We start from the raw sequence: 6,786 nt of genomic DNA on the forward strand, positions 1-6,786 counted from the left end.
GTTTAAATATCCAAGTGAAACTCTGCTTTCATACTGCACTCCACTTCCAATAGGGAGCGGCTCTATGGACAACCCGACAGAAGCCCAGAAAGGATTTGGCGGGACTTCTATGTGGATGGTATATTCTGCTTTTCTAAGCGGTCTTTCCATATATATAACAGTAGGCTCTTTTATTTCTGCCTCCACATGATATTTTTCCTCAAGGATGGCACAAATGACTTCCATCTGCACATTCCCCAAAAAAGATAACATAATCTCATGGGTAACAGTATCAATGTCAAAATGCAAAAGAGGGTCTGTATCAGCAATCTCTGCGAGGGCATTTAACAGGGCTTCCCTTTGCTCCGGCTTTTGCGGCTCTACCGTTGTCCGAAGTAATGGCATGGGATTATCAATCCGTGTTTTGTGAGGCAGGAGTTTTTCATTTCCCAGGATATCGTTCAGTTTCAAAGTATCATCAGCTAAAATAACAATTTCTCCCGGACAGGCATGGTCAGCCGGGACGATTTCACCATTTGTCGGAACACACATCTCTGTGATTTTTATTTTCTCTTTTTCAGATATTCTAATAACATCCCTCAAATGCAATGTTCCGCTATATATACGCACATAAACAAAACGCCGCCTTTTCTCTGAATATTCAATCTTAAAAACCTGCCCGCATAGTTCAGATTGACCTTCAGGCGTTGATGAATAAAATTTACTGGCAATTACTTCTATAAGCTGCCGAATCCCCAGATTGTTTTTAGCGCTTCCGTGATAAACGGGAAATAACGTTCCGTTTTGGAATCTCCTGTTTTCTTCCTGTTCCAGTTCTGACATTTTAAACGGTTTCCCTGACATATATTTCTCTAATAGTTCATCGTTTCCCATAATTACCGCATCCCACTGTTCCATATCGTCATTGTCCGTTACATTTATATGGGGATGCTGCCCAACCTTTTGCTTCACTATAATTTCCGAAGAAAGCTTTGCTTTCATTTCCCGATATACCATTGGCAAATCAATCCCCTCTTGGTCAATTTTATTGATGAAAAAAATTGTCGGAATCTTCATTATCTGTAGTGCATGAAACAGTATACGGGTCTGTGCCTGTATGCCATCCTTTGCAGAAACTAATAATACTGCTCCGTCTAATACGGATAAAGAACGGTATACTTCCGCCAAAAAATCCATATGGCCTGGCGTATCTATAATGTTGACTTTTACATCCTCCCACTGAAAAGATGTCACTGCTGTCTGGATAGTGATTCCCCTTTGACGCTCCAAATTCATTGTATCTGTCCTTGTTGTGCCTTCATCTACGCTCCCTAGTTCTGCAATTGCACCACTGGTATACAATAAACTTTCCGTTAATGTTGTCTTTCCTGCGTCAACGTGAGCCAGAATGCCTAAGTTAATTATTTTCATGTGATTTTCCTCCTATCAACACCCAAAAAAGGGCATAAAAATACCCAGTGATAAATACTCCTATCACTGGGTAAATAACTCCAATAGCCCCAAAACACTTATATGTTTTCGGGCATATAAAATTACATGATAAAAGTATTCTTAAACTGGGTACAAAAAACTAAGCCCCATATTAAAAGTGAAACGGGACTGCTACTTTTTGTTCCCACTATCAAATTGACAGTTTATTTAAGAATACCTTGCCGCATATTTATTAACTCCTTGTATAATACTGAATCTAATTATATTCCTTAACCCTTTATTTGTCAAGCTGACAAACTAAAGCAGAAAAAGCGGCAGGATTTCCCCCTGCCACTAATCATCTGTTTATGCAAAAATAATTTCCTTTTCCACAATCTCCCTCGCACAAGCCCTTATGTTATTGAGGCATCCTGTCCATTCTAAGGCGTTTTCTGCCTTTAGCTGTTCCGTTATGCCCTGTGCCTGTTTCATACCCTCTATGAGCCTTTCAAAGCGTTCCTGTGCCTGTCTGTTGATGTCGGCAAGGTAGGCGTTTAGCCTGCCGCTTGTAAGAAGATTGGTGTATGTAACTTTACGGTACTGTTTTAGATAATCTAAATGCCGTTGCCCCCAGATGCCTATTGCCTGTTCTTCTTCGGCGGGTACAGTTAAGCACGGTATCAAATAATCCCCTTGCCTTTCGTATTTGCCGCCCAGTTCCTCAAATAATGATTTTGCCATTGTCTGTTACCTCCACATTCTTTTTTATTTTGAATGTCCGCAAAATCCGTCCTACATCAGACGGCTTCCACGGACAATCAAGGTGATGGAGGGCAATGAGCCTGTCCTGTACGTTGGTACCAGCACCGAGTTTTGGAGTGGAACCCATGAGGATTCTCACCTGTCCGGCCCGTACCTTTGCAAACAGTTCCGCTTTCTTTGCCTCCGTGTTGTATTCATGGATAAAAGCAATCTCTTCTTTCGGGATTCCTTTTTCTGTCAGTTTGTTCCGGACATCATCATATACGTTGAAAGTCCCGTCTCCTTTTGGTGTGGACAAGTCACAGAAGATCAGCTGGGTTGTCCGGTCTGCTTTTCCTTCCTCCCATACCTGGAAAGCATTTTCCACACAGGTATTGACCTTGCTTTTTTCGGCATCCGGAAGAAGTTCATTCAAAAGCCTTTGGTCTAACGCACACTTTCTTCCATCGTTGGTGATCTTGAGCATATTATCCTCTGTCGGATTCACAAGACCGCCTCTTACACTTTCGGCACGTTCTGAAAAAGCACTGACCATTTCCTGCTGTTCTTCACTTGGCTTCAAGACTTCATTGATAAACTCTGCTTCCGGTACGGGAAGATTCAGCATATCCGAAGTCTGAATATCCGCAGCTTCCTTAAAAATAGAGATCAGCTCCGGAAGATTGAAAAAACGGGCAAATCGTGTTTTCGCACGATAGCCCGTTCCTTCGGGGTCGAGTTTGTCAAGATACTTTTTGTGGATTTTCTAAATTAAATGATTTGTCCGTAAAGAAATCGCCCAAAACCTCGTGCTTGCAGATGTCTTGAAACACCGTATTCAAAGGCTTTTTGGCACTTTCGGACTGCTTTACATTTACGATGAATGTTGTCTTTCCAATTCGCTGTGAATAAGAATATTTCTGTTCTTTCATATAGTCAGTTCCTCTCTTTCATAAAATTTGATTGCTGGGCATTCACATTAGAGCACCCAGTAACCGCAGATTTTCAATATATCAAGAAGTCATTAAGTCGTGAGTATAATGGAAATGGTTATCTTTCCATACCACGCTTGTTTCTTCGAGCCTTGATACGCTCCTGTCGTTCTTTTTCCCTTGCTTCTTTTTCGGCTCGTTCCTGTGCTTCCTTAAAAGAAAAAAGTTGCTTCACTTTTTCGGTAAAAAGTTTAGCAACTTCGGGGAAATGCTCCAACGCTTGAAGAAAAGGTCTGCACTTTTCTTTCAGTTCGTTGTATTTAGTTTTCATTCTTTCGATCGCGTTTGCACAGTCAAAATATTTCTGTCGGTAATAGTTGGCACTCTGTTCTAATTCGCTAATTTCCGCACGACTTGTAATGCCCTCTTTGGCAAGGGCAGTAAGCTCAGAATAATCCTCTTTGGAGATTGCCATTTTACCTGTGATTGTTTTCTGCCCCATACGGTCAATCTCGTTATAGGTTTTAGAAACATTACGGGCAGGCTCATATTTTATCTGTTCATGCTGAATGCGCTTCTGCAACTTCTCCAAGCGTTCCTTGTCCTGCTTGATTTGATATTGCAGGGAAGTCAGGTGTTCTGCTGTACTTCCGTATTCGCCACGCTGAAAGCCTTTGAAGCCTTGCTCCGTCATATGGTTAAACAATTCATCTTGCAGAATACTGTATGAAGCTCGGAACATCGGTTTTCCGTTCTTTCTGAGAAGCGGATTGCCTTTTTCGTCGGTCAGCGGAATATCCGATTTCCATTTCTTTGAATGGCTGATTTGATGAACAACTTCCTTAACCGTTCCTCGCAGTTTTTCATCTTTGCAACGCTTGCTCCATAGGATTTCTTTCTCCACCACAGGCAGAACCATAGCGTGAAGATGATAGTGGTACACCTCTTTCCCAAGTTCCTCGGTTGCCGCTATATTGATTTCATCAGCGTGCATTACTGCCGATATTACATTTTCAGCACCGAATTTTTCTTCGATGAAATGGAACGCTTCTTCATAAAACTGCTTTGCGTATTCGTAGCCGCCGTTACGCTCGAAGTACATCGTGTTCACATCAATCACAATTTCATTGAAGATCGTTGCGTCTTTCCTCAACCCACGAAGCGACACCAAACCGTCAGTTTCCATCTGCTTTAATTGTTCCATATAAGTCGGGGCAGTCGGTGTTTTGAAATGCACATTAAATGGTATGCGTTCCTCAATGACATTCATATTTTCATAGGTTTCATTTTTGCGCTCGTTGTGTCTTTCTGCTTTGCTGACATCGGAAGCGGTGTACTTTTTAACCCTTGCACAACTCATATCCGCTTTGTTGTTTTTAGCCATTTTCGTTCTCCTTTCTCGGCAGGGCGAAGCCGTTACACAACATTCTTTGAATGTGTGTAACCCACTATGACACTTTCAGACTTCGTCTGCAAAGATGTCGTGGGCAAGGGTGTTCCCCCTTGACCTCCTTTGATACCTCAATCATAAAATCAGACTGTCCCATCAGCAGACAGTCCGTTTTTATTCTCTCGGTATATCGCCCATCGGCAAAGACCAGTACCACAGAAAACCTTTCTTTCGGGAAATAACTCCTGTGTTCTTCTTTGCCTTTTTGATGGTCGATTTCTTGAACCCTGCGGCTTCAAGTTTTTCTTCACAATCTGAAGAAAGCATTTCTCCGTCTTTCAGCATTTCCATCAGAAATGCTTTCGCCTTGACTTCCTTATCGTTGGGTCTGCCAATTTTCGGGGCAAGGGACTGGAACGCTTCTTCTGCTGTCATTTCCATTTCGGAAATGAAGTCCACACCTTTCTCAGATACTTCAAACAGAATGGCAGAGCCTGTCGGGGCAAGGTTGGATTTTACCTGCACCAAATATCTTTCCGCAGGTACTTCCTTGTTCGGTGTGCGTGTGATTGCAAGAATACTTCTTGCAGCACCCGCAATGTCAATCGAACCATTGGTACGGTAAAGGGGGTTGGTGTCTTTCATCTTGTTCATATGAGCGATAATCACAATCGCACAGCCAGTATCTTTCGCAACCGCTATCAGATGATTAAACTCGGCTCGTGTTTCGTTGGCATTGTTCATCGAACAGATTTCTCCGATATAGGAACTCATCGGGTCAAGAATTAAAAGTTTTGCGTGGTACATCTCAATCGCTTCACGAATACGGTTATCCCCAAAGGATAAAGACTTTTCATCTTCCCTGATGAAGATAAGGTTCTCTCCGTTGCCACCGGCAGAGTTAAAGCGAGGTACTACCGTATCGTCTGCGTCATCTTCCGTTGTCTGATAGATGATAGTCACAGGCTCGTTTTCTTCCGTTTCGGTAAAGGGCAGAGGTTCGCCCTTTGAGAGCAGGGCGGCAACGGAAAGCATTAGCTTGCTTTTTCCATCGCCCGGATCGCCCTGCAACAGCGTAACCTTGCCAAACGGAATATACGGATACCACAGCCATTTCACTTCTTTCGGCTCGATTTCGCTTGCCTTGACAACTTCAAGAGGTACGCTGACAGTCATTTCATTTTCAATCATTTTTATTTGTTCTCCTTTTCGATAAATATTTCGGGCAAAGCACCACGATACAGCGGAAACTCTGCTTACAGTCATTCCTGCATTTTCTGCAAAGTTCGTTGTAGGTAATGCGATTACGGTCATTCAGAAACAATGCCCATTCTTGTTTCCGTTTCTTGCTCATTCTTGGCATATCAATCCACCTTTCCGTTTGAAAATAAAAAAACCACAGGAAAGATACTTGAAACCTTTTTGTGTATCTTTTAGGGGCGAAAATCGGAGAAAATCCCCGTTCTAAGCCTTTCAAAAAATCACACAAGGTATTTGTACTAACCTGTGGTTATGTATGAATTTGTTGGTTTTAGGTAACAAAAAAACACCGTATTGCTACGATGTTTTTCGTTGTTCATATTCTGTCTAAGATACTGGCAAACTGGAATTTTCAAATTAGTCTTTGCAAATAACCTTTGAATCTTCACCATCAATTACAATTCCCTGACGGTTGTTAATTGGGCATAGATTCAAATCCGAAAACTCAGTCATTATTTTCTCGGTAACTTTCTTAAATGGTGCTGTAAGATAATGCGGAAGAACATAGAAATCAATCAAATCAAGCCCTGCATCTTCTTGTGAGTAGTCCTCCGGCTTTTCATCCATTTGCTCGATATATTGGATGCTTGGAGCGCATATAATCGCACCTGCCGATTCACCAATCATCAGTTTTCCCTTTGCCAATTCTTTCTTCAACAGCTCATCCGTTCCCGTTTTACGGAGCTGGTCTATAAGGAAAAAAGAATTTCCGCCGGTAAAATATATCACATCCGCATCTTCAAAAACAGACTGTATCGTTGAATAAGCCTCCGTTGAAATATCAATTTCAGTTACGATTGCTCCCAACTTTTTGAATAATTTTCGAGCCGAGCCGACATAACCGGTGTAGCCTTCACGCAGCGAAGCTGTTGGAATAAATGCGACTTTTTTATTTTCAATTTCTTCCTTTATCAGACTTCCTACACTTGAAAAGTGCGAACATAAAAACAGTTTCATCAATATTCTCCTTTATAAATTGGATTTTGTGAGGACGCTTTTTACTTCAACGTTTCAGATGATTGGCTCCATTGTATGTATGCTCCTTTGATTTTG

Annotated in this window: 7 protein-coding genes and 1 pseudogene; all 8 read right to left on the reverse strand. The window is 41.9% G+C overall.

All coding sequences use genetic code 11. The features are described 5' to 3' along the window. The coding region (locus GPK81_RS07155) for a GTP-binding protein (RefSeq protein WP_215706773.1) at positions 1–1,410 on the reverse strand (1,410 nt) is incomplete at its 3' end. 366 nt (positions 1,411–1,776) lie between these two features. After that, positions 1,777–2,151 carry a TnpV protein gene (locus GPK81_RS07160; protein ID WP_001129922.1) on the reverse strand — a complete coding sequence of 125 codons (375 nt, stop codon included), beginning with the start codon at positions 2,149–2,151 and terminating at the stop codon, positions 1,777–1,779. Next, positions 2,132–2,893: pseudogene (locus GPK81_RS07165) on the reverse strand (DNA methylase); the annotation flags it as partial. The pseudogene GPK81_RS07165 and the gene GPK81_RS07160, both read right to left, overlap by 20 nt. A 1-nt stretch (position 2,894) precedes the next feature. Next, positions 2,895–3,083 carry a transposase gene (locus tag GPK81_RS07170; RefSeq protein WP_055173307.1) on the reverse strand — a complete coding sequence of 63 codons (189 nt, stop codon included), beginning with the start codon at positions 3,081–3,083 and terminating at the stop codon, positions 2,895–2,897. A gap of 118 nt (positions 3,084–3,201) precedes the next feature. Next, a complete protein-coding gene (locus GPK81_RS07175; protein ID WP_215706774.1) occupies positions 3,202–4,467 on the reverse strand; it encodes a plasmid recombination protein in 1,266 nt (421 codons plus the stop codon). A 180-nt stretch (positions 4,468–4,647) separates the two neighbouring features. Next, complete coding sequence (locus GPK81_RS07180; RefSeq protein WP_226845238.1) at positions 4,648–5,664, reverse strand: AAA family ATPase; 1,017 nt, start codon at positions 5,662–5,664, stop codon at positions 4,648–4,650. Beyond that, a complete protein-coding gene (locus GPK81_RS18000) occupies positions 5,657–5,836 on the reverse strand; it encodes a hypothetical protein (RefSeq protein ID WP_226845240.1) in 180 nt (59 codons plus the stop codon). The genes GPK81_RS07180 and GPK81_RS18000 overlap by 8 nt, the downstream gene beginning before the upstream one ends. Positions 5,837–6,090: 254 nt before the next feature. Further along, positions 6,091–6,690 carry a Type 1 glutamine amidotransferase-like domain-containing protein gene (locus tag GPK81_RS07185; RefSeq protein WP_215706775.1) on the reverse strand — a complete coding sequence of 200 codons (600 nt, stop codon included), beginning with the start codon at positions 6,688–6,690 and terminating at the stop codon, positions 6,091–6,093. Between the last annotated feature and the right edge of the window lie 96 nt (positions 6,691–6,786).

This window comes from Blautia sp. MCC283, from assembly GCF_018785565.1.
Classification (GTDB): Bacteria; Bacillota; Clostridia; order Lachnospirales; family Lachnospiraceae; genus Blautia_A.

Excerpts from the sequence above, each read along its gene's own strand:
- GPK81_RS07160 (WP_001129922.1), bottom strand. The coding sequence starts at position 2,151 with ATGGCAAAATCATTATTTGAGGAACTGGGCGGCAAATACGAAAGGCAA.
- GPK81_RS07185 (WP_215706775.1), bottom strand. The coding sequence starts at position 6,690 with ATGAAACTGTTTTTATGTTCGCACTTTTCAAGTGTAGGAAGTCTGATA.
- GPK81_RS07170 (WP_055173307.1), bottom strand. The coding sequence starts at position 3,083 with ATGAAAGAACAGAAATATTCTTATTCACAGCGAATTGGAAAGACAACA.
- GPK81_RS18000 (WP_226845240.1), bottom strand. The coding sequence starts at position 5,836 with ATGCCAAGAATGAGCAAGAAACGGAAACAAGAATGGGCATTGTTTCTG.
- GPK81_RS07180 (WP_226845238.1), bottom strand. The coding sequence starts at position 5,664 with ATGATTGAAAATGAAATGACTGTCAGCGTACCTCTTGAAGTTGTCAAG.
- GPK81_RS07175 (WP_215706774.1), bottom strand. The coding sequence starts at position 4,467 with ATGGCTAAAAACAACAAAGCGGATATGAGTTGTGCAAGGGTTAAAAAG.